Raw genomic sequence first — 20,197 nt, forward strand, 5'->3', positions numbered from 1 at the left:
GTCGAGGATCACCGCCGTGATGCGTGTTCCGTCGGATAGGAACAGTGCGGCCAGCGGCGTGGAGCTCTCGCGCACGCCCGCCGGGGCGTCGAACATCGCGAGCGACTGCGTCGTCACAGCGAGCAGATAGATGACGCCTGCGGCGATCGGCGTCCACCGCAGCGTGCGCGGGACGCTCCGGAAGGGTCGGTGCGCTTCGGCGGAGAGCGTTGTCGCACTCTCGAATCCGACGAAGGCACTGACGGCGACCACGATCATCAGACCCATCGAGCCGACGTCGACCTGCGGGGCGAACACCTGCAACCAATCGGCCGAATGATGGGTGATCCCGAGCCACACCATCAGTCCGACCAGGATCACCACCGCGACCACCTCGATGACGAGTGTCGCCGTGGCCGAGACCTTGATCCCGCGCACCATCAGGACTGTCATCAGCGCCGCGGCGACCACCACGATCGCACAGACGACAGGCAGCCACACCGACGTCGAGACCCCGACACTGACCGCAATGTGGTTGAGGTACAAGCCGACTGCGAGCAGGCCCGCCATGCTCACCGAGCCGTATCCGACAATGGCCGACCACGCGGTCGGGAGCGCAACCCGCGACCCGAACCCCTGCGCCACGTACGAGTAGAGACCTCCGACGACCGCGAGGCGTTGTGCCATGGGCCGGATACACGCCGAGATCATCATGACGACGACCATCGCCACCGCGAACGAGATGACACCGCCCGCGCCGCTCATCGCGGCGATCACGAACAGCGGAGTGACCGCCGACGTCCCCGCGGGGGCGATGGCCGCCACCGACTGCGCGAACACGGGTATGAAGGGAAGCTGACGCCGGGTCAACCCACTCACCGGCGACTCGTCGGCGACCAGTGGGGACGCGGCAGCGGGCGCCGACGACACGGCAGCTGAGGATGTGGACGGCATAGCGCTCTCTACCGTGACGGAGCGCTCGTTGCGACGCATCGTTTTCGTGTTTCCAATGTGTTAACCCGCGTGAGAAATCTCGTCGCTGCCTTTCCCACACGCCCTTACGCCGACGCCACTGTGAGGTGACACACACTCTGTACCGTCATGCCGGAATCGAGTAATCAGCGAGACCGACGGTGATCTCGCCACCGCACGAAAGGTCCGTTCATGAGCACAATCGACTCCGGGAGCAGCAGCCCGACGACCACGTCGTCGACCGGCGGCTCCGCCGATTACCTCGACAAACGCCGCCTCAAAACCGGCACGGCCGGATGGGTACTGCTCGCCGGTCTCGGTGTCAGTTACGTCATCAGCGGCGACTACTCGGGGTGGAACTTCGGCCTCGAGCAGGGTGGCTTCGGCGGTCTCGCGATCGCCGCGGTCATCATCGCCGCGATGTACTTCGCCATGGTGCTCGGCATGGCCGAGATGAGTTCGGCGCTACCCGCCGCCGGTGGCGGCTACACCTTCGCCCGTCGCGCGCTGGGTACGTGGGGCGGCATGGCCACGGGCACCGCGGTCCTGATCGAGTACGCGATCGCACCGGCGGCCATCGCCACCTTCATCGGCGCCTACGTCGAGTCACTGCACCTGTTCGGCATCACCGACGGCTGGTGGGTGTACCTCGCGGTCTACGCCATCTTCATCGGCGTACACCTCGCAGGTGTCGGCGAAGCACTGAAGGTGATGTTCGTGATCACCGCGATCGCACTCGCCGGGTTGATCGTGTTCGCGATCGCGGCGATCGGCGACTTCTCGTGGTCGAACCTCACCGACATCGCGCCCTCCGACGCCGCAGGCGCGAGTTTGTTCCTGCCGCACGGCTACCTGGGCATCTGGGCCGCCATCCCGTTCGCGATCTGGTTCTTCCTCGCCGTCGAGGGTGTGCCGTTGGCCGCCGAGGAAGCCAAGAACCCGGCCCGCAACGTGCCGCGCGGAATCATCGCTGCCATGTGTGCGCTGATCTGCACGTGCGCGCTGGTGCTCTTCCTGGTGCCCGGTGCGGGCGGGGCGTCGGCGATGCAGAGTTCGGGCAACCCGTTGGTCGAAGCACTGGGCAGCGGCACCGCGCACACCGTCGTCAACTACATCGGTCTCGCAGGCCTGGTGGCGAGCTTTTTCTCGATCATCTACGCCTACTCGCGCCAGCTCTTCGCACTCTCGCGCGCGGGCTACCTGCCGAAGTCGTTGTCGGTGACCAACTCCCGCAAGTCCCCGACGTTGGCGCTCATCGTGCCCGGCATCGTCGGCTTCCTCCTGTCGCTGACCGGGCAGGGCGCCATGCTGCTGAACATGGCCGTCTTCGGTGCGGCGCTGAGCTACGTACTGATGATGATCAGCCACATCGTGCTGCGCATCCGGGAGCCCGAACTCGCACGCCCGTACCGGACGCCGGGCGGCATCGTGACGACGGCGTTCGCGCTCGTCATCGCAGTTCTCGCGCTCGTGGCCACCTTCCTCGTCGACATCAAGGCGGCAACCGGCTGTCTCATCGTGTTCGCCCTCTTCATGGCGTATTTTGGCCTCTACAGCCGCAAGCGGCTGGTCTTCGCCAGTGCCGACGAAGAGTTCGAGGCCATTGCCGATGCCGAAGAGGGACTCTCGTGACCTACAGCCATTCACTTCGCGGACACACCTATCAGTTCGCCGACCTCATCGACGTGATGGCCAAAGCCACACCGGCTCGTTCGGGCGACGAATTGGCCGGGTGCGCAGCACAATCCGACGCCGAGCGCGCGGCAGCGGCATGGGTGCTGGCCGACCTCCCGCTCACCGTGTTTCTCGAGGAGATGCTCGTCCCGTACGAGTCCGACGAGGTGACGCGCCTGATCATCGACACCCACGACCGCGAGGCATTCGCACCCATCTCGCACCTGACGGTCGGCGGCCTGCGTGACTGGCTGCTCGAACAGGTCGTTGCGCCCGGGGGGACGCAACGGCTGCAGTCGGTGTCGCCGGGATTGACCCCGGAGATGGTTGCCGCTGTCAGCAAGCTGATGCGCAATCAGGATCTGATCGCGGTCGCGCGGCGGATGGAGGTCACCGCCGGATTCCGCACCACCATCGGGCTGCCGGGACGGCTGGCCACCCGACTGCAGCCCAACCACCCGACCGACGATCCGAGGGGTATCGCCGCCGGTCTGCTCGATGGGCTCCTACTCGGATGCGGCGACGCGGTCGTCGGGATCAATCCGGCCACCGACTCGCCGCAGGCGACGTCGACATTGCTGGAACTGCTCGACGATGTGCGCCAGCGTTTCGAGATCCCGATGCAGTCGTGCGTGCTCTCCCACGTGACCACGACCATCGGCCTCGTAGAGGCAGGCGCGCCGGTCGACCTGGTTTTCCAGTCCATCGCGGGCACCGAGGGCGCCAACCGGGGATTCGGCGTCGACCTCGCGGTACTCAACGAGGGCAATGAGGCGGGTCGGTCACTGCACCGCGGGACCGTCGGCGACAACGTGATGTATCTGGAAACCGGTCAGGGGTCGGCGCTGTCGGCCGGCGCTCATCTGGGAACGGGCGGACGGCCCGTCGACCAGCAGACGCTCGAGGCGCGCGCCTACGCGGTGGCACGGTCGTTGGAACCGCTCCTGGTCAACACCGTTGTCGGGTTCATCGGCCCCGAGTACCTGTTCGACGGCAAGCAGATCATCCGTGCGGGACTTGAAGATCACTTCTGCGGCAAGCTTCTCGGGCTGCCGATGGGCGTCGACGTCTGCTACACCAACCACGCCGAGGCCGACCAGAACGACATGGACACGCTGCTGAGCCTGCTCGGGATGGCCGGAGTCGGATTCGTCATCACCGTGCCAGGCGCCGACGACATCATGCTCGGCTACCAGAGCCTGTCTTTTCACGACGTGCTCTACCTGCGCGACGTCCTGGGCCTGCGCGCCGCACCGGAATTCGAGGCGTGGATGCAGACGATCGGCATGGCCGACGACGGCGGCCACGTCGTGCCACTCGACCCGCAGACGTCGGCGCTGCGCGGACTGGCGGCGTCGTGAACACGCCCGAGACGCAATCAATCCCGTCGGTCGATCCGTGGAAATCGATGCGCGGACTCACCCAGGCCCGAATCGGCTTGCAGCGCAGCGGAAATGCGCTGTCGAGTGCTGATGTGCTGCAGTTCCAGGCCGATCACGCGGCAGCACGCGACGCCGTGCACACCCCCATGGACTCCGACGGCGTCGTCGACGGTCTGAAGGGGCTGGGGTTGGGCGAGCCGGCGGTCGTCACGAGTCAGGCGTCGTCGCGGGCGGAGTATCTGCGCCGACCCGACCTCGGCCGAATCCCGAATGACCTTTCCGCAGTGCAACATTCGGGTGCCGACATCGGTTTCGTGATCGCCGACGGCTTGTCGGCGACGGCGGTGGACACGCACGCGGTCACGCTCGTCGATACGATCGCTGCCAGACTCTCGCCGCAATTCTCGATCGCTCCGCCGGTCGTTGCCACCCAGGCACGCGTCGCGCTCGGCGATCACATCGGGGAGGCGCTCGGCGTCGAGATCCTTCTCGTGATCATCGGGGAACGCCCGGGACTGTCCGTCGCCGACAGCCTCGGCATCTACCTGACCTATCGTCCGGAGCCGGGACGTCGTGACTCCGAACGCAATTGCATCTCCAACATCCATCCGCCGGACGGGCTCGGATACCGCGACGCCGCCCGGATCGTCGGAGCACTGGTGTCCGGGGCACGGCAACTCGGCGCGTCGGGCGTCGCACTCAAAGACACCTCGTCTGCCGACCCCGCCGTCGCCGCTGCCGCTGCGCAGGGTGAACTCGGCTAGGTCGCGAGGCTTAGATGATCCCGGGGGCGTCGACCGTGCGCGCGGGTAGCGACTGCACCGCCGACGGAACGACGACACCCACCAGTCCACGCACGAAGCCCTTGGTGATGTCCCAGAAGTCGAAGTAGTCGCGCCACACGGCGATCGCACCGTCGAGAACCTCGAAGCGCCCGCACACCCAGAACCGGATTCGCACGGGACCGAGCCGGATCTCGTCGATCCGCTCGGTGAGCACCACCGTGTCGTCGGTGGCGATGTTGATGATCCCGTAGTCGAATCCGGCGAACGACGACGCGTCCATGGCACCGAAGACCTTGGCGACGTTGCGTTTGCCACGGATCGTCGGCAGGCCGACATTGGTGTAGACGATGTTCTCGTCGAGGTCGGCCATGGCTGCGGAACTGTCGTCGCGGGCGAGCGCGTCGAGGAAGTCGGTGACGACGCGATCAGGGGTACGAGAGGTCATGGTGTCACCGTACGGTGCGCGATGTGACTTCACCGCAGGTCGTCGTCTATTCTTGACGGGTTGTCTCGGCGAGGGTGAGCAGTCACCGTAATCGGCGCGACCATCGCACATCTCCTTGCGGACTCGAGTTTCCGCAGGTGGTCGTGGATTGTCGGCCTGCGGAACTGCCACAGAACGCCGAGCACCGACCACCCGGCTGCACGCACAGACGCGGCCGAACCACCAAGGAGAGTCACATGGCAACCCAGGCAAACGCACTGGCAGTCACCACCCGCACCGAAAAGGGCAAGGGCGCCGCTCGACGCGCTCGTCGCGCAGGCAACGTGCCCGCCGTGCTGTACGGCCACGGCACCGACCCGCAGCACCTCAACCTCCCGGCTCGCGATTTCGCCGCCATCCTGCGTAACAACGGCACCAACGCGGTCCTCGACCTCGACATCGAGGGCACCAGCCAGCTCGCGCTGACCAAGCAGATCGACATCCACCCGATCCGCAACTACATCGAGCACGTCGACCTGCTCGTCATCAAGCGCGGCGAGAAGGTCACCGTCGAGGTCACCATCGTCGTCGAGGGCGACGCCGCTCCCGGCACCCTGGTCACCCAGGACGCCAACACCGTCGAGATCGAGGCCGACGCACTGTCGATTCCCGAGCAGATCGTCGTCGACGTCGAGGGCAAGGAAGTCGGCACGTCGGTCTACGCGTCGGACCTGGTCCTCCCCGAGGGTGTCGAGCTCATCACCGACCCGGAGACCCTCATCGTCGCAGTCAACGAGGCGACCACCGCCGCAGAGCTCGAGGAAGAGACCGACGCGGAGCAGGCTGACGCCGACGCCGCCGCCGCTGAGGCCGAGGCCGAGTAATTCGGCGTCACCTCTTCCGACGCTCCGCCACTACTGATGACACAGGAATCATGAAACTTGTTGTCGGACTCGGTAATCCCGGTTCCAAGTATGAGCGGACGCGTCACAACATCGGCGCGATGGTCGCAGACCATCTCGTCACGACGGCCGGCGAGCGATGGAAGGTGCACAAGCGCTCCGGCGCGATGGTGGCACCCATCACGCTCGCCGGCCAGTCGGTGTTGGTGGCACGTGCACGCACGTACATGAACACCACCGGCCGCGAGATCGGCCCACTCGCGAAGTTCTACTCGATCGGCCCGTCGGATCTGATCGCGCTGCACGACGAACTCGACATCGACTTCGGTGCCGTCCGCCTCAAACTCGGTGGCGGCGAAGGCGGCCACAACGGCCTGCGCTCGATCAGCCAGGCACTCGGATCGCGTGACTACTACCGCGTCCGCTTGGGCATCGGTCGCCCGCCCGGCCGCCAGGATCCCGCCGACTTCGTGCTCAAACCCTTTCCGTCGTCGGCACGCGCCGACGTCGAACTACTCATCCAGCACGGCGCCGACGCCACCGAGGCGCTGATCGCCTCGGGTCTCGAGGCAGCGCAGAACGTCGTCCACACCTGGTGATACCGCGATTCGGCGACGCCGCGACTGACTGAAAAGCGGCACGCACTGCCCGACACCGCAGCATGAGTGCACTCTCGGTGCAACGATGGTCCAATGTCGGACGCCACCCTGAGCCTCATCGTCCTCGGCGTCACGGTCGTGTTGTTCATCATCAACAAGCTTCCGGTCGGCCTCGTCGCCATCGGGTCGGCGCTGGCGCTCTACTTCCTCGGACTCGTGCAGTTCGATGAACTGACCTCGGGTCTCGGTCAGAGCGTCATCGCCTTCATCGCGGCCCTGTTCGTGATCAGCGAGGGACTCGAGGCGTCGGGAATCACCGCATGGCTGGGCAGCGTGCTGGCGCGCGTCGCAGGTCGCACACGCACCAGGGTGGTTGCCGCCATCATGGTTCTCGCCGCGGCATTGAGTCCACTCATCACGATCAACGGCGCAGCGGCAGCGTTGGTCCCGGTCAGCGTCGCCGTCGCGCGGCGGGCGCATCTGTCACCGTCGCGCGTACTGCTCCCTCTCGCGTTCGCCGCGAGCGCCGGTTCACTGCTCACGCTGAGCGGCAGCCCGGTCAACGTCATCATCGATGAAGCCGCCACCGAACAAACCGGTTCCTCGATCGGCTACTTCGGCTTCTCCCTCATCGGCGTCCCCCTGGTCGTGGTGACGCTGGTTGTCATCGCGCTTGTCGGCGACCGGCTGATCCCGCGTCGCGAATCACAGTCACTGCCAGAGGATTTCAGCAGATACCAGCGCGACGTCGTTGAGCATTATGAATTGTCGGGATTGGCGACGACCGGCGTGCGTACCTTTCGCCTGCACGTCGAAGCGGCGTCGACGCTTGTCGGGAAGACTGTCCGCGCCGCCATCACCGACGACGCGATCGACACGGTCGCCGCACAGTCCGAACGTGGCCGCGTACTGAGTTCGACGCATAAGCTCGAACCGTCGGACGTACTCGTTGTCTCCGGCGTGGGCACCGCCGTCGAGACGCTCGCACGGGACACCGACCTCACCGTCGAGGACACCATCGGCAGGCGCATGAGCGGACGCCACGACAGTCTCATCAACCGCGACAACGGAGTCTGTGAGTTGGTGATCCCGCCGCGCTCGTCGTGGATCGGACGACCGGCGTTCGGCGGGATGGTGCGCGCAGAAGACGGACTGCTCGTGTTGTCGGTGCGCAGGCAGAACGACGACGTCTCCTCCCGCGCGTCGACGCTGCAGGAAGGCGACGCCCTACTGGTGTACGGACCGTGGGGCGCGCTCGACGCACTGGCTGACGACAAGGACGTTCTGGTGGTCGCGTCGTCGGAAACCGTTCGGCGGCAGACGGTTCCACTCGGACGGAGTGCTCCGCGCGCGGCCGTCATCCTGGTGGCCACGATCGCGCTGCTGGCGAGCGGGGTCGTGCCCCCGGTGGTCGCCGGCCTGCTCGGCGCGGGTGCGATGGTGCTGTTCCGCGTGCTGTCGAGCGAGCAGGCATATCGTGCCGTTCCCTGGGCGACGCTGGTTCTGATCGCCGCGCTGATCCCGATGTCGGCGGCGATCACGAGCAGTGGCGGTGCCGAGTTGATCGCACGACCCATCGTCGACCTCGTGTCCGGGCACAGTGCGTATCTTCTGCTCGCGATGCTGTTCGTGCTGACGGCCTTACTCGGACAGTTCATCTCCAACGTCGCCACCGCGCTGATCGTCATTCCGATCGCGCTCGTCGCCGCGGCCGACGTCGGTGTCGACGCTCGAACTGTGCTCATGGTGGTCTGCGTCGCTGCCGCCGCTTCCCTGCTGACGCCGATCGCCACTCCCGCCAACATGATCGTGATGAATCCGGGCGGATACCGCTTCGGCGACTATTGGCGACTGGGGATCGTGCTGATGGTCTGCTGGCTGATCGTCACCGTGACCCTGGTCCCGGTGTTCTGGCCGATCAACGGCTGATACCCCCTCAACCGCTGAGACGCACTCGACGGCCGGGGCGAGCAGGAGCCGTGAGAAGCGGCCTTGTTCGTCACCGGATGTGGCGGGGCCTACACTCTTTTCGGACGCAGGGCTATCCGCTGCGTGATCCGTTTGTCGAAGGGAAGTACGCGTGACCGTCATCGCCGCCAACACAGGCCATCAGAACGTAGCGATGTTGGGCATCGGCGCGTACCGACCGAAGCGCCTGGTCAGCAACGATGAGGTGTGCGAGGTTCTCGACAGTTCGGATCAGTGGATCTTCGAGCGCAGCGGCATCCGGAATCGCCGGTGGATCAGCGGCGACGAGACCGCGCGGTCGATGGCCGCAGCCGCAGCCGAGCGGGCCATCGAGAACTCCGGGATCGACAAGGACAAGATCGGTGCGCTGATTCTGGCCACCAACAGCTGGAAGACCAAGATCCCGCACGGCGGCCCGATCGTGGCCTACGACATCGGCCTCAACGGAATTCCCGCCTACGACATCGCCGCGGGATGCGGCGGCTTCGGCTACGCCCTGGGCGTCGCGGCCGACACCGTGCGCGCGGGCTCAGCCGAGTACGTGCTTGTCGTCGGCGTCGAGACGATGTCGGTCGTCATGGAGCCCACCGACCGCAACACCGCATTCATCTTCGGCGACGGCGCCGGCGCGGTCGTCGTCGGACCGAGTGACGACAACGGGATCTCCCCTACCGTCTGGGGTTCCGACGGCGAGAACGCCGAGGCGATCGGCCAGAACTACGACATTCCCGAGTACATGGATCGCGCTCAGGAGTACCAGCACAAGGATCCGGAGACCGAGCCCGTCGGCCGCATGGTGGTCACGATGGAGGGTTCACGCGTCTTCCGCTGGGCGGCAATCACACTGCCCAAGGCGCTGTCGTCGGTCATCGAGCAGTCCGGCATCGGTATCGACGACATCGAGGTGTTCGTACCCCACCAGGCGAACGCTCGGATCAACGACTTGATGAAGAAGAACCTGGGCTTCCCCGACGACCTGCCGATGGCCAACGACATCGAGAACACCGGCAACACGTCGGCGGCGTCGATCCCGCTCGCGATGGAAGAGATGCTGGCCACCGGCAAGGCCAAGGGCGGCCAGACCGCGCTGCTGCTCGGGTTCGGCGCGGGCCTCTCCTACGCCGGGGCCGTCGTAACTCTGCCCCCGGCGCCGAAGGTAAGCAGCTTCGACGACCTCGGGTGACACCGTGACTCTGCCCCCGGCGCCGAAGGTGAGCAGCTTCGACGACCTCGGGTGACACCGTAACTCTGCCCCCGGCGCCGAAGGTGAGCAGCTTCGACGACCTGGGGTAGCACCCGCTACGCGTTCTCCTTGCGGAATACCGCTGTGCCCCACCATGTTCCGAGAATCGCCAGCGCGATGGCGGTGAGCAGACCCCACGCGACCGTCGACGTCGCGACGCCTCCGACGAAGCTGCTGCGGACGGCGTCGACGATCCAGCGGAACGGCATGAAATCGCTGGCCCGTTGCAGCCACATCGGTCCGAGCGTCATCGGCAGCAGGATTCCCGACAGCAACAGCACCGGCATCATCACCATGTTGATGACCGGCGCCATGACGTCTTCGCTCTTGGCGGTCAGGGCAAGCGCGTTCGACGCCGCGGCGCACGCTGCGCCGATCAGCAGCGTGATTGCGATGCCGACGATCGCGCCGCTGACGGATCCGCGCATACCCATGGCGTAGCCGAGGAACACCAGGATCAGCGCCTGGACGAACAACTGCAGCACGTCGCGCATCAGCCGACCGGCCAGCAGTGCGGTGCGGCTCGCGGGCGTCACGCGTTCGGCTTCGACGACGCCTTCGCGCCACTCCCCGATCAGACTGAACCCGGCAAACATCGCGCCGAAGAATCCGAGCTGCACGAGGAGTCCTGGCACCAGGAACGTGTAGGCATTGTCGGCGCCGCCGGGGAACTGGTCGACGATGGGTTTGAGCAGCGGGCCGAACAGCAGCAGGTAGAGCACGGGTTGCAGCACCCCGATCAGTACCCATGCCGGGTTACGCAGATTCATCCGGATCTGTCTACGGAACACGATGGTGGAATCGCGGAGGAAGTTCATCGGATGGCTCCTTCGTTGTCGAGTTCTTCGAGTGCGGCGTCTTCGCTCGTGGCTTGAGCGTCGCGCAGTGAACGCCCGGTCATCGTGAGGAAGACGTCGTCGAGGGTCGGTCGCAGCACCTCGATGCTGTCGAGCGCGATGCCCGAGGCGTCGAGTTCGCGGAGCAGTCCCGGTATCTCGCGTCCCGCGTGCCGCACACGGCCGCGCACGTGGCGGCCGTCGGTCTCGACGGAGTTGGCGATGCGTCGTAGACGATCCGCGGCTATGTCGACCTCGGCTGCCAGCTGGATCTCGAGGTCGACGAGGTCGCCCGACACCTGGTCTTTGAGGTTCTGAGCGGTGTCGGCCGCGACGATCTTGCCGTTGTCGATGATGAGGATGCGGTCCGACAGTTCGTCGGCCTCGTCGAGGTAGTGCGTGGTGAGGAAGACCGTGGCGTCACGCTCGGTGCGCAGCCTGCTGATGTGGTCCCAGAGGTTCGCTCTCGCCTGCGGGTCGAGGCCGGTGGTCGGTTCGTCGAGGAAGACCAGCGAGGGATCGTGGATCAATCCCATTGCGATGTCGAGGCGACGCTTCTGACCACCCGACATGTTCTTGGGCTGCCGTTCCCACAGTCCGTCGAGTTGGAGTCGGGAGAACAGTTCGTGCCCGCGTCGAGTGGCGTCGGCGTGTGAGAGTCCGTAGAGCATCCCGTGGTCGACCACCTCGTCGCCCGCCCTGGCCTGGCTGAACGTTCCACCCGCCTGCGACACGTATCCGATACTGCGACGGACCATCACCGACTCGCGCACGACGTCGTATCCGTTGACGGTCGCGGTTCCGGCGGTTGGCCGCAGCAACGTCGTCAACATGCGCAGCGTGGTCGTCTTCCCCGCGCCGTTGGGGCCGAGAAATCCGACCACCTCGCCCTCGTGAATATCGAGGTCGACGCCGTCGACGGCTCGCACCTCGCGTTTGTTCTTGCCTCGCCCCGTCGTGAATGTCTGCACCAGACCTCGCGCTTGGATCATCGTCGGTGTCACAGCTCGTCCCCTCTCTGCGTGTGAACGTCGAATGAGCCGCTCACGCATAGTGTTCAAACTTGAATATAGGCCATTTAGTCAAAGTTGACTAGATGCCGGCTTCGTCGCAGAGGTAGTCGTCGGCGGCGTCGGAAACCCGACGGCGCCCACCTCGTGGCTCTCTCTGCTTGTACTGACCACCTGCTCGTCGATGATTCATCGAAATGCGGACAACCCCTGCCCTCGATTCGGAATCCGCGTCGACGCATTACTGTCAGGTCATGGCTTCCACGCCACCGATCCCACCGACGACGCCGCTACTCCTGCTCGGCGTCGTCGGGATCTTCGGGCCGGTCAACGGCTATCAGATCCGACGCGAACTGTTGTCGTGGCAGGTCGACAAATGGGCCAACGTCAATCCGGGCTCGATCTACCACGCCCTCGGAAAGCTCAGCGACTCAGGCGATCTCACGCGACGCGAAGTCTCCGACGGCTCACGCGAGGTCAGCGTCTACGAGATCACCGAGTCGGGTCGGGTCAGGCTGCACAGCATGCTCGAGCACGCGATGATCGGCGTCGACGTCTTCGACCGCAGCGCGTTCCAGGCGGCGTTCAATCTCCTGCCACTCCTGGGCGACGACCACGCGACGACGCTGCTCAAACAGCGTTTGGTGACGCTGCAGGAGGTGATGCGCGAATACACCGCAGCCACCGAACCCGATGCCAACCCCTACGCTCCACCGCATGCCATGGAAGGTGCTCGCCTGTGGTTGCGCCTCGCGCAGGCCGAGGCGGATTGGCTCACCGACGTCATCGCCGACGTCCAGAACGGGACGCTGTCGTTTCTGGAGAACGCCGACTGGACGCCACCACCCGACGACCCGGGCCACCAGATGACCGTCGACCGCACCGATTACAGGCGCATTCTGCAGGGTGAGCCCGGCCAAGATGCCTCGTCGCCGCGCATCAGTACTTCCGAGTAGCGCCGCGATGTGAGACGGTCTATGTCGGGTCGCATAACGGAAGGAACCTCATGGCAGAGATCGCGGATACAGCGGGCGTCAACAACATCGGCATGCTCGGCATCGGTGCGTACCGTCCCGAGCGCGTCGTCACCAACGACGAGATCTGCGAGCACATCGATTCCTCCGACGAGTGGATCTACACGCGGACCGGCATCAAGACCCGACGCTTCGCGCGTCGCGACGAGGACGTCGTGGAGATGGGCGTGAAGGCCGGGCGCACGGCGATCGCCAATGCCCTGCTCTCCGGCTCCGACATCGACGCCGTCATCCTCGCGACCAACACCCATCTGCTCATGACCCCGGCGGGCGCGACGAAGGTCGCCACCGAACTCGGCGCGAACGGTGTTCCCGCGTTCGACGTCACCGTCGGCTGCGCCGGATTCGGTTACGGCATGGCGCTCGCCGCCGACATGGTGCGCGGCGGAAGCGCAACGCATGTCCTCGTCATCGGCGCCGAGCAGTTGTCGGTGACCCTCGACATGACCGACCGCACCAACTGCTTCATCTTCGGCGACGGCGCCGGAGCCGTCGTCGTCGGACCCACCGAGGACCAGCAGCTCGGACCAGTCATCTGGGGTAGCGACGGCAGTCAATACGACGCGATCCGCCAGGACATCGACTGGGTGACCTTCCTCGACGGCGACCGGGTGCAGCGGCCCTACGTGCGTCTGCAGGGCACTGCGGTATTCCGTTGGGCCGCTTTCGAAATGGGCAAGGTGGCACAGCGCGCGCTCGACGCCGCCAAGATCGGCGCCGAGGACCTCGACGTCTTCGTCCCCCATCAGGCCAACACCCGCATCAACGATCTGCTTGCGAAGACGCTGCATCTGCCCGAGGGCACCCCGGTGGCCAACGACATCGAATACACCGGCAACACGTCGGCGGCATCGATCCCGCTGGCCATGGAGGATCTCCTCTCGACCGGCAAGGCCAAGCCGGGCGACACAGCACTGCTGCTCGGCTACGGCGCGGGACTCAGCTACGCCGCGCAGGTGGTCAAGATGCCGCCGGTGCCGTTCGAGTAGCGTCTGGACCGACCGTCGGGCAGCGTCGAGCGTTTTGCTCCGACGCTCGCCCGGCTAGTAGCCTCGTCTGGTGAGTTCTGACGCGCGTGAGCTGCGGCTCGAAGCCCAGCGTCGACGTACCTTCGCCATCATCTCCCACCCCGACGCGGGTAAGTCGACGATGACCGAGGCCCTGGCGTTGCACGCGCACGTGATCAGCGAGGCGGGCGCCATCCACGGCAAGGCCGGCCGTAAGTCGACGGTGTCGGACTGGATGGAGATGGAGAAGGCTCGCGGAATCTCCGTCAGCTCCACCGCCCTGCAGTTCAACTACGCACTCGAAGGCATCGACGGCCCCGGCGCGGTCATCAACCTCGTCGACACTCCGGGCCACGCCGACTTCTCCGAGGACACCTACCGAGTGCTCACCGCGGTCGACGCCGCGGTCATGCTCATCGACGCCGCCAAGGGCCTCGAGCCGCAGACGCTCAAACTGTTCCAGGTGTGTCGCCACCGCGGCATCCCGGTCATCACCGTCATCAACAAATGGGACCGCCCCGGTCGCACCCCGTTGGAGCTCATCGACGAGATCAGCGAACGTATCGGTTTGATCCCCACTCCGCTGTTCCTGCCCGTCGGCATCGCAGGCGATTTCCGCGGACTCCTCGACCGCCGCACCGGCGAGTACATCCACTTCACCCGCACCGCCGGTGGAGCCAAGATCGCGCCGGAGGAACTGCTCGACCCCGACGCCGCCCTCGAGCGCGAGGGCGACGCCTGGATCGCGGCCGTCGAAGAGAGTGAACTGCTTTCCGAGATGGGCCAGGATCACGACGAGGAACTCTTCCTCGCAGGCCAGACGTCGCCGATGATCTTCGCCTCCGCGATGCTGAACTTCGGTGTCCGCCAACTGCTCGACGCGCTTGTCGAACTCGCGCCGGCGCCGTCGGGTCGCACCGGGATCGACGGCACCGAACGCGAGGTCACCGACCCGTTCAGCGCCGTCGTGTTCAAGGTCCAGGCAGGCATGGACTCCAGCCACCGAGACCGGTTGGCCTTCATGCGCATCGTGAGCGGCGAGTTCGAACGCGGCATGGTCGTCACCCACGCGCAGACCGGAAAACCGTTCGCCACCAAGTACGCCCACACCGTTGTCGGCCGCGACCGGTCGACGGTCGACACCGCCTACCCCGGCGACGTCGTCGGCCTCGTCAACGCGACGGCGCTCGCGCCGGGCGACACACTCTACGACGGCCCGCGCATCCAGTACCCGCCCATCCCTTCCTTTGCGCCAGAACACTTTTCGACGCTACGCGTCACCACCGCAGACAAGTACAAGCAGTTCCGCAAGGCCATGGATCAGCTCGACAGCGAAGGCGTTGTACAGGTGTTGCGCAACGACACTCGTGGCGACGCGTCGCCCGTACTGGCCGCCGTCGGACCGATGCAGTTCGAGGTGGTCACCGCACGGATGAAGACTGAGTTCAACGTCGACACCGTGATCGAGCCACTCGGGTACAGCCTCGCCCGACGGACCGACGCCGACAGTGCGTCGGAACTCAACCGTCAGCGGGGCGTCGAGGTGTTCACGCGGACCGACGGCGCGATACTCGCACTCTTCAGCGACAAATGGCGACTGCAGTACATCGAGAAAGAACACGGCGACCTGACGCTCGAACCGCTTGTCGCAACGGCTGATTGACCAGGGCGGGCTGACACGACGTGATCGGACGAACGACCGCTGGGCTGTCCGGCCGAACGGTGCGCCTCACAGCACCGTTGGCGATTGCGGCAGCAGGCACATCGATCATGGCGGCGTGCGCCGACTCGACGTCGGTGACGCGCGCGGCGCAGTCGTCGTCGGCAACCCCGACCACTTCGGCTCTCCAAGACCCGGCGCGCTGCGCGGAGAAGGCCCCGTCGGGATCGATCGACCGACAGGGTTATGACCTGAGATTCACCCGCGGACACATTCTGATCTCGCCGCGACCGTTGACGGCATCGCCCGCCCAGGCCGGCGTCGGAGGACAGGTAGGCGCGGCCGGACAGGTGGGGGCGGACGGGCAGGTAGCTGCGTCGGCCAGTCCGACTGCGCAGCAAATGTCTTCCGCCCCAGCATGTTACGAGTTCGCCCGCTGGGGCGAACCGACACCCGATGTCCCACCCGAATCCCTGCTGTTCGTGTTCAAGGGCGACGGCACCGACGGCGCGCAGATCGAATTTCCCGTCGGCGCGCTGACCGGCGAACACCTACCGCCGACCGATGGTCCGCGCCCGCCCGTTGGCCCGCTGACCACGTCGATCACCGCCACCGTCGGGCTGTCGGAGAAGGGCACGTACAGGTCGTCGACGACGTGCACACTGACACTGACCGCGATGTCGTCGAAACGGGCGGCAGGCTCGTTCGACTGCCCTGAAACGATTGTCGCCGAACAGAATCCGCTCGATCCGGATGACGACGTGCCGGTCGACGACGACGATGCGGCGCCCGCCGCCACACCTGCGCCCGCGGCCGCACCGACGCCAGGTGCGCGGCCCGAGCGCCCGACAAGCCTCACCGGATGGTTCGACCTGCAGCCGTGACCGGCTCAGTCCTCGACGATCGAGGCGACCACAGACTGATCGACAGCGTCGATGGTCGACGGCTCGAACGACGGGCTGCGATCCTTGTCGACGAGCATTGCTCGCACGCCTTCCGAGAAGTCGTTGGTCTTCGTGATCGTTGTCGCCGCATGCAATTCGCGGTCGAAGCACTCGTCGAGCGTCGAATCGCGCCCTGCGTCGAGAAGCGCTGCGGTCACCCACAGGCTCGTCGGCGACGCACCTTCGAGGAGTTCGACCATCTCCGCGGCCCAGTCATCGCCTGCCGCGCCACGTAACCCACCGAGGATCGCGGCGACGTTGTCGTCGCCGAAGTACTCGCCGATCGTGGCGACCGGGATGTCGGAGGCGGGCAATTCGCTTCTGCCACCGAGGGTGTCTACGAGCGACTCCCCGGCGCGCAGCGCGTCGGCGACGGAGTCCAGCTCGGCCGCGGGCACGAAGTGCGTGGCGAGCCCGAGGTGGACGGCGTCGGCGCCGCGCACGCGTGAACCGGTGAGCCCCAACCACATTCCCACACCACGCTGCAGGCGTGGCAGAAAGTAGGTCGCGCCGACGTCGGGGAAGAATCCGATTGCGGTCTCGGGCATGGCCATCAACGAGTTCTCGGTGACGACGCGAACCTCGCCGTGCACGCTGATTCCGAGTCCGCCACCCATCGCGACTCCGTCGATCAGCGCGACATACGCCTTGGGGTAGTGCGCGATCATCTGATCGAGTCGATACTCTGCGGCGAAGTAGTTTCGGATCTCGTCGTACTCACCCGCGACGGCGTGCTCGCGGATCGCCCGGATGTCGCCGCCGGCGCAGAAGGCGCGATCGCTCGCGGAGGTCACCAGCACCGTCTCGATCGAATCGTCGTCACCCCAACGCCCGAGGACATCGTGCATGTCGTCGATCATCGTCTGATCGAGCGCATTGAGTGCCTCGGGGCGGTCGAGAATGATCTCACCGACACCGCCCGCGACCTGAGTTCGGATGAAGGACATGGGTTTCACGGTAGCGCGTCGTCGAACACGGACTCCATCCGCGTGCGAGCGCATTTGTGCCGACTCCACAAACACGGTTGACACGAGGTCCGTCGGCAGAGTTAGAGTGGATAGAGTTCGCACGGACGTGCGGCACCATTCTCCGGAGCACAGGGGTGATCTGACAGACATGAACATCTGAGATTGGCATTCAGCGCGACCGCGTCGATCCGACGCAGTACGCACCCACCAATCTCTCGGAGTTGTTCATGTCCCCACCGTCATCCGTCGATCTCGCACCGTCCATCACACTGTCTGACGTTTCGTACAGGTGGCCTGACGGGACATCGGTATTCGACGAGCTCTCGTTCTCCGTTCCCCGCGCCGTGTATTCGCTGGTCGGCGCCAACGGCGCAGGCAAGACGACGCTGCTACGCCTGATCGCGAGCCATCTCGTACCGGCATCGGGAAGCATCACCACCACCGGCGACGTCGCGCTCGTTCCCCAGCACGCCTTCTCCGATACGTCGCTGACCATCGCGTCGGCGTTGGGGATCGAGCCGATCAGGGCCGCGATCAGCGCCATCGAGGCCGGCTCGGTCGACGCAGCGCACTTCGATGTCGTGGGTGACGACTGGGATATCGAAGCGCGTGCGACCTCCGAGCTGGCGACGCTGGGGCTGCCCACCGACCTCGACAGATCGGTCGGAACACTGTCCGGTGGCGAGGCGACGCTGCTCGCGATCGTCTCGCGGATCGTGCACCGACCGGCGGTACTGCTGCTCGACGAGCCCACCAACAATCTCGACACCGATTCTCGCGACAGGGTTTTCGAGCTGATCGACAGATTCGCGGGCACCGTCCTCGTCGTCTCCCACGATCTCGAGCTCCTCGAACGCGTCGACACCACGCTCGAGCTGTATCACGGCGACGTGCGGGTGTTCGGTGGCCCGTACTCGTTCTATCGCGAGGTGGTCGATGCGGAACAGACCACAGCGCAGGCCGCAGTTGCCAACGCCGCCAACGATCTTCGCAAGCAGCGTCGGGAGATGGTGAACGCGCAGATCACCCTCGACCGACGTGCGCGGACCGCGGCCAAGGCCGAACGGGAGAAGCGTGTCCCCAAGATCATCGCGCATCTCCGACGCGACGCCGCCGAGAAGTCTGCCGGACGCTTCCGCAACGAGCACCGCGACGACGTGACCGCCGCCGCCGGACGGCTCGAGTCTGTCCGCGACGACGTACGCTCCGACCGCGGCGCACGGATCACCATGCCGTATGTGGCACTGGGCAGTTCGGCTCAGGTGATCGTCGACGAACGGCTACGGATGGACGGCCCCGAACGCGTGGCACTCACCGGACGCAACGGTTCCGGCAAGACCAGCCTGATCGCCGACCTCATCGACGAGGATCGCATCGTCGTCCCTTATGCGTATGTGCCGCAACAGATCACGTTCGACGATCCGTCGCAGACCGTCGTCGAATTCGTCGGTAAGCGGCACCCGGAGGTCGACGGTCAGGATGTGCGAGCGCATCTCGCACGATTCCTGTTCCGCGGCTCACGAGCCGATCGACGCCTCGGCGAGCTTTCCGGCGGCGAACGACTTCGCGTCGCACTGGCGGATGCGCTCCTCGTCGACCCGGATCCCAAGCTCCTCATCATGGACGAGCCGACCAACAACCTCGACATCGACACCGTCGAGGAGTTGGTCACGGCGTTGCGGGACTGGTCGGGCGCACTGCTGCTCGTCTCGCACGACGCGGGTTTCCGCGAAGAGGTGGGAATCGACCGCGAGATCACGCCCAGGTGAAAGTTGCGTGGGATCCACGGGGGCATTTTTGTACCTGTGGATCCCACGCAACTCTCCGTGGATACTGACTTTCGATGAGCACCGACAGCGTTGCCACCGATTCCCCCCACACCACGTCGCGCACACCGATAGTTCTGGTGCACGGATTGCGCGTGAGCGGACAGACCTTTCGGCGCGTGGCCGGCTCGCTCGCCGACCGTGACGTGGTCTGCCCCGATATGCCGGGCCACGGCTCACGCGCCGACGAGACGTTCAAATTGGACGGCGCCGTCGCCGCGGTGGTCGACGCGATCGACTCGGTCGGCGGCTCTGCGGTGGTCGTCGGTATGTCGATGGGCGGCTACGTCGCGATGGCGACTGCCGCGGCACACCCGGATCGTGTCGCGGGACTAGGCGTGCTGTGCGCGACCGCGCAGCCAAGTGGGCTGCTCGCCACACCGTTCCGTCTCTTCGGCGCGGCGACCAGTGTGCTTCCGTCCGAAGCTGCCCAGATCAGCAGGATTCTGACGCGCATCGCCGTCGGCCGCGAGGTGTCCGACGATATGGAGGCCGGCGGCCTCGCACTCCATTCGATTCGCGACGTCGTCGACGCGGTGCTCCACTTCGACGCGCTCGCCTCCGTCGCCGCTTACCCGGGACCGACGCTGTTCGCGAACGGCGCGTGGGACCAGTTCCGGCTGCACGAAAAAAGGTTCGTCGAGACCGCGGCCGACGGACGCCTCGTCGTCGTACCGCGGGCCATGCACCTGTTCCCGCTGATCCAGCCGGACTACACGGCCGAGCTCATCGACGACTTCGCGGACACGGTCGATTCAGCGGATCGAGCGTCCACTAGCTAATCGAGCCCCACTGCTGATCGAGCCCCAACCGCTGATCGAGCCCCAACCGCTGATCGAGCTTGTCGAGATCACCCACCAACCGACGTCGCCCGGGCCTAGATGTGTGTCGTATAGGAAGGGTGTTGGGGGGGGGGCGCGCCCAAAAAAGGTAAAGACCCCAAATTGTGGCACCCCGGGCCCCCCCCCCCCCAACACACCCGGC

Annotated in this window: 18 protein-coding genes; 13 read left to right on the top strand and 5 right to left on the bottom strand. The window is 65.8% G+C overall.

Annotated features, from left to right (window positions below):
• A partial coding sequence (locus A5777_RS09525) for an APC family permease (protein WP_156529334.1) occupies positions 1–933 on the bottom strand: 933 nt, incomplete at its 3' end.
• Positions 934–1,143: 210 nt separating this feature from the next.
• Between A5777_RS09525 and eat the strand changes: the two genes are divergently transcribed.
• From eat to eutC, 3 genes are read left to right on the top strand one after another with little or no spacing between them, the layout of a single operon-like run.
• Positions 1,144–2,583: an ethanolamine permease gene (gene eat / locus A5777_RS09530; protein ID WP_064862487.1), complete on the top strand. Its 1,440-nt coding sequence runs from the start codon at positions 1,144–1,146 to the stop codon at positions 2,581–2,583.
• Entirely contained in the window at positions 2,580–3,986 is a 1,407-nt protein-coding gene (locus A5777_RS09535; RefSeq protein ID WP_064862488.1) for an ethanolamine ammonia-lyase subunit EutB, read from the top strand. Before eat ends, A5777_RS09535 begins: the two co-directional genes overlap by 4 nt.
• Positions 3,983–4,771: an ethanolamine ammonia-lyase subunit EutC gene (gene eutC / locus A5777_RS09540; RefSeq protein WP_082933613.1), complete on the top strand. Its 789-nt coding sequence runs from the start codon at positions 3,983–3,985 to the stop codon at positions 4,769–4,771. Before A5777_RS09535 ends, eutC begins: the two co-directional genes overlap by 4 nt.
• 10 nt (positions 4,772–4,781) lie before the next feature.
• Here the strand turns inward: eutC and A5777_RS09545 are convergent, their stop codons facing one another.
• The gene (locus tag A5777_RS09545; RefSeq protein WP_064862498.1) at positions 4,782–5,237 is read right to left on the bottom strand and encodes a limonene-1,2-epoxide hydrolase family protein; all 456 of its coding nucleotides are present in this window, start codon (positions 5,235–5,237) and stop codon (positions 4,782–4,784) included.
• A gap of 236 nt (positions 5,238–5,473) precedes the next feature.
• Here A5777_RS09545 and A5777_RS09550 point away from each other — a divergent pair, with 236 nt between their 5' ends.
• The 4 genes from A5777_RS09550 (at position 5,474) to A5777_RS09565 (ending at position 9,868) form a co-directional block, all read left to right on the top strand.
• Positions 5,474–6,100: a 50S ribosomal protein L25/general stress protein Ctc gene (locus tag A5777_RS09550; protein WP_064862489.1), complete on the top strand. Its 627-nt coding sequence runs from the start codon at positions 5,474–5,476 to the stop codon at positions 6,098–6,100.
• Positions 6,101–6,150: 50 nt separating this feature from the next.
• Positions 6,151–6,717, top strand: coding sequence for an aminoacyl-tRNA hydrolase (gene pth / locus A5777_RS09555; protein ID WP_064862490.1), 567 nt, complete (start codon positions 6,151–6,153; stop codon positions 6,715–6,717).
• A 93-nt stretch (positions 6,718–6,810) separates the two neighbouring features.
• On the top strand, positions 6,811–8,646 hold the full coding sequence (locus tag A5777_RS09560) for an SLC13 family permease (RefSeq protein ID WP_064862491.1): 1,836 nt from the start codon (positions 6,811–6,813) through the stop codon (positions 8,644–8,646).
• Between the two features lie 151 nt (positions 8,647–8,797).
• The gene (locus A5777_RS09565) at positions 8,798–9,868 is read left to right on the top strand and encodes a beta-ketoacyl-ACP synthase 3 (RefSeq protein WP_005207207.1); all 1,071 of its coding nucleotides are present in this window, start codon (positions 8,798–8,800) and stop codon (positions 9,866–9,868) included.
• Positions 9,869–9,984: 116 nt separating this feature from the next.
• On the opposite strand, the gene A5777_RS09570 is transcribed toward A5777_RS09565, so the two are convergent.
• Together A5777_RS09570 and A5777_RS09575 are read right to left on the bottom strand one after the other, a co-directional pair.
• Positions 9,985–10,746 (bottom strand): ABC transporter permease, encoded by a 762-nt coding sequence (locus A5777_RS09570; protein ID WP_064862492.1) that lies wholly within the window; start codon positions 10,744–10,746, stop codon positions 9,985–9,987.
• Positions 10,743–11,756, bottom strand: coding sequence for an ATP-binding cassette domain-containing protein (locus A5777_RS09575; RefSeq protein WP_064862499.1), 1,014 nt, complete (start codon positions 11,754–11,756; stop codon positions 10,743–10,745). The genes A5777_RS09570 and A5777_RS09575 overlap by 4 nt, the downstream gene beginning before the upstream one ends.
• 272 nt (positions 11,757–12,028) lie before the next feature.
• Between A5777_RS09575 and A5777_RS09580 the strand changes: the two genes are divergently transcribed.
• The 4 genes from A5777_RS09580 (at position 12,029) to A5777_RS09595 (ending at position 16,359) form a co-directional block, all read left to right on the top strand.
• Positions 12,029–12,730, top strand: a complete 702-nt coding sequence (locus tag A5777_RS09580; protein WP_064862493.1) for a PadR family transcriptional regulator — start codon at positions 12,029–12,031, stop codon at positions 12,728–12,730.
• Positions 12,731–12,780: 50 nt separating this feature from the next.
• On the top strand, positions 12,781–13,797 hold the full coding sequence (locus tag A5777_RS09585) for a beta-ketoacyl-ACP synthase III (RefSeq protein WP_005207203.1): 1,017 nt from the start codon (positions 12,781–12,783) through the stop codon (positions 13,795–13,797).
• A gap of 70 nt (positions 13,798–13,867) precedes the next feature.
• Positions 13,868–15,478, top strand: a complete 1,611-nt coding sequence (locus A5777_RS09590; RefSeq protein ID WP_064862494.1) for a peptide chain release factor 3 — start codon at positions 13,868–13,870, stop codon at positions 15,476–15,478.
• 20 nt (positions 15,479–15,498) lie between these two features.
• Entirely contained in the window at positions 15,499–16,359 is an 861-nt protein-coding gene (locus A5777_RS09595; protein ID WP_231895007.1) for a hypothetical protein, read from the top strand.
• Positions 16,360–16,364: 5 nt separating this feature from the next.
• Here the strand turns inward: A5777_RS09595 and A5777_RS09600 are convergent, their stop codons facing one another.
• A complete protein-coding gene (locus A5777_RS09600; RefSeq protein WP_064862495.1) occupies positions 16,365–17,366 on the bottom strand; it encodes an enoyl-CoA hydratase/isomerase family protein in 1,002 nt (333 codons plus the stop codon).
• 248 nt (positions 17,367–17,614) lie between these two features.
• Here A5777_RS09600 and A5777_RS09605 point away from each other — a divergent pair, with 248 nt between their 5' ends.
• Both A5777_RS09605 and A5777_RS09610 read left to right on the top strand, forming a co-directional pair.
• Positions 17,615–19,156, top strand: coding sequence for an ABC-F family ATP-binding cassette domain-containing protein (locus tag A5777_RS09605; protein ID WP_064862501.1), 1,542 nt, complete (start codon positions 17,615–17,617; stop codon positions 19,154–19,156).
• A 74-nt stretch (positions 19,157–19,230) separates the two neighbouring features.
• Positions 19,231–19,995, top strand: a complete 765-nt coding sequence (locus A5777_RS09610; RefSeq protein ID WP_064862496.1) for an alpha/beta fold hydrolase — start codon at positions 19,231–19,233, stop codon at positions 19,993–19,995.
• The last annotated feature ends 202 nt before the right edge of the window (positions 19,996–20,197 follow it).

Source organism: Gordonia sp. 852002-10350_SCH5691597 (assembly GCF_001665715.1).
Lineage (GTDB): Bacteria > Actinomycetota > Actinomycetes > Mycobacteriales > Mycobacteriaceae > Gordonia > Gordonia sputi.

What these genes read in the sequence shown, in the direction of transcription:
- eat (WP_064862487.1), top strand. Translation starts at nt 1,144, where the DNA reads ATGAGCACAATCGACTCCGGGAGCAGCAGCCCGACGACCACGTCGTCG.
- A5777_RS09600 (WP_064862495.1), bottom strand. Translation starts at nt 17,366, where the DNA reads ATGTCCTTCATCCGAACTCAGGTCGCGGGCGGTGTCGGTGAGATCATT.
- A5777_RS09545 (WP_064862498.1), bottom strand. Translation starts at nt 5,237, where the DNA reads ATGACCTCTCGTACCCCTGATCGCGTCGTCACCGACTTCCTCGACGCG.
- A5777_RS09575 (WP_064862499.1), bottom strand. Translation starts at nt 11,756, where the DNA reads ATGATCCAAGCGCGAGGTCTGGTGCAGACATTCACGACGGGGCGAGGC.
- A5777_RS09585 (WP_005207203.1), top strand. Translation starts at nt 12,781, where the DNA reads ATGGCAGAGATCGCGGATACAGCGGGCGTCAACAACATCGGCATGCTC.
- A5777_RS09550 (WP_064862489.1), top strand. Translation starts at nt 5,474, where the DNA reads ATGGCAACCCAGGCAAACGCACTGGCAGTCACCACCCGCACCGAAAAG.
- A5777_RS09605 (WP_064862501.1), top strand. Translation starts at nt 17,615, where the DNA reads ATGTCCCCACCGTCATCCGTCGATCTCGCACCGTCCATCACACTGTCT.
- A5777_RS09610 (WP_064862496.1), top strand. Translation starts at nt 19,231, where the DNA reads ATGAGCACCGACAGCGTTGCCACCGATTCCCCCCACACCACGTCGCGC.
- A5777_RS09560 (WP_064862491.1), top strand. Translation starts at nt 6,811, where the DNA reads ATGTCGGACGCCACCCTGAGCCTCATCGTCCTCGGCGTCACGGTCGTG.
- A5777_RS09570 (WP_064862492.1), bottom strand. Translation starts at nt 10,746, where the DNA reads ATGAACTTCCTCCGCGATTCCACCATCGTGTTCCGTAGACAGATCCGG.
- pth (WP_064862490.1), top strand. Translation starts at nt 6,151, where the DNA reads ATGAAACTTGTTGTCGGACTCGGTAATCCCGGTTCCAAGTATGAGCGG.
- A5777_RS09580 (WP_064862493.1), top strand. Translation starts at nt 12,029, where the DNA reads ATGGCTTCCACGCCACCGATCCCACCGACGACGCCGCTACTCCTGCTC.